We start from the raw sequence: 1,409 nt of genomic DNA on the forward strand, positions 1-1,409 counted from the left end.
GTCCTGGAGGTCGACGAGGACAAGGACATCCACGAAGTGTCGCTCTATGCCGATGGCGACGTCGATGCGGTCGAGACCCGCTTGAACGACATCCTTGCCGGCCTTTCCCTGTCGAAGCCGATCGAGCGCGAGGCCCTGCCCGACATCGACTGGGTGGCGCATTCGCTGGAAGAGCTGAAGCCGGTGCGTGCCGGACGTTTCTTCGTCCACGGCGCGCATGACCGCCGCAAGCGCCACAGCGGCGAGATCGCCATCGAGATCGAGGCTGGCCTTGCCTTCGGCACCGGCCACCACGGCACCACCGCCGGCTGCCTGGAAATGCTTGAAAGAGTGGTTCGGCGCGAGCATCCGCGCAATGCGCTCGACCTCGGCACCGGCAGCGCGGTGCTGGCGATTGCAGTCGCCAAGCTGGCGCATATTCCTGTGCTGGCCACCGACATCGATCCGGTGGCGGTGCGGGTGGCTGCCGCCAATGCGCGGCTCAATCACGTCAAGGCACTGGTGGAAACGGTGACCGCGCCGGGCTTTCACCACCCGGTCTTCGGCAAGCGCGCGCCCTTCGATCTCATCGTCGCCAACATATTGGCACGGCCGCTGATGCGGCTGGCGCCGCAAATGGCTGGCCACATCGCGCTCGGCGGCTCGATCGTGCTGTCAGGCATCCTCGACCGCCAGCGCGACGCCGTCATCTCGGCCTATGTCGGCCAGAATTTTCGCCACGTCAGAACCTTGCACCGCGAGGGCTGGGTGACGATCCACCTCAAGCATTGAGCCCGGGACCGACCGAGCTTGGACCAAGTTCCGCCGGTTGTCAGTCAAGCGATGCTGTAGCAGGTTGCGCGCAGCCGGAAATCGATTCCGATTTCCGTGACCGTACGCTACGGTTGCGCTGACCGCAGGAGGCCCACAATGTTCCAGACCTTCGATTCCGCCGGCGACCCGGCCGTCGGCAAACCGCGCGTGGCGCTCCTGCGCCAATGGCTTGAAGCCAACGGGCTGGACGGCTTCATCGTGCCGCGTGCCGACGAGCATCAGGGCGAGTATGTCGCCGACCGCTCGGCGCGGCTGAAATGGCTGACCGGATTCAGCGGCTCGGCCGGCGTCGCCATCGTCCTGCGCGACCGCGCCTTCGTCTTTGTCGATGGGCGCTACACGCTGCAGGTGCGCAGCGAGGTCGACCTGGACGTCTTTTCGATCGAAAGCCTGGTCGACAATCCGCCGGCTGTCTGGCTGAAAGACAATCTTGGCAAGGGCGCACGGCTCGGCTTCGATCCATGGCTGCACACGATCAGCGAGGTCAAGGCGCTGCAGGCCTCGGCCGACAAATCAGGCGCCGTGCTGGTGCCGCTCGACAAGAACCCGATTGACATCATCTGGAAGGATCAGCCCGACGCGCCGGTGGCCCCGGT

General features: G+C 65.4%; 2 protein-coding genes. Both read left to right on the forward strand.

Annotated elements, in window-relative coordinates; genetic code table 11:
• On the forward strand, positions 1 to 771 hold a 771-nt coding region (locus EN893_RS33965; RefSeq protein ID WP_128362174.1), incomplete at its 5' end, for a 50S ribosomal protein L11 methyltransferase.
• A 138-nt stretch (positions 772 to 909) separates the two neighbouring features.
• The coding region (locus EN893_RS33970; protein WP_206640239.1) for an aminopeptidase P family N-terminal domain-containing protein at positions 910 to 1,409 on the forward strand (500 nt) is incomplete at its 3' end.

This window comes from Mesorhizobium sp. M7A.F.Ca.CA.004.04.2.1 (assembly GCF_004022825.1).
Lineage (GTDB): Bacteria > Pseudomonadota > Alphaproteobacteria > Rhizobiales > Rhizobiaceae > Mesorhizobium.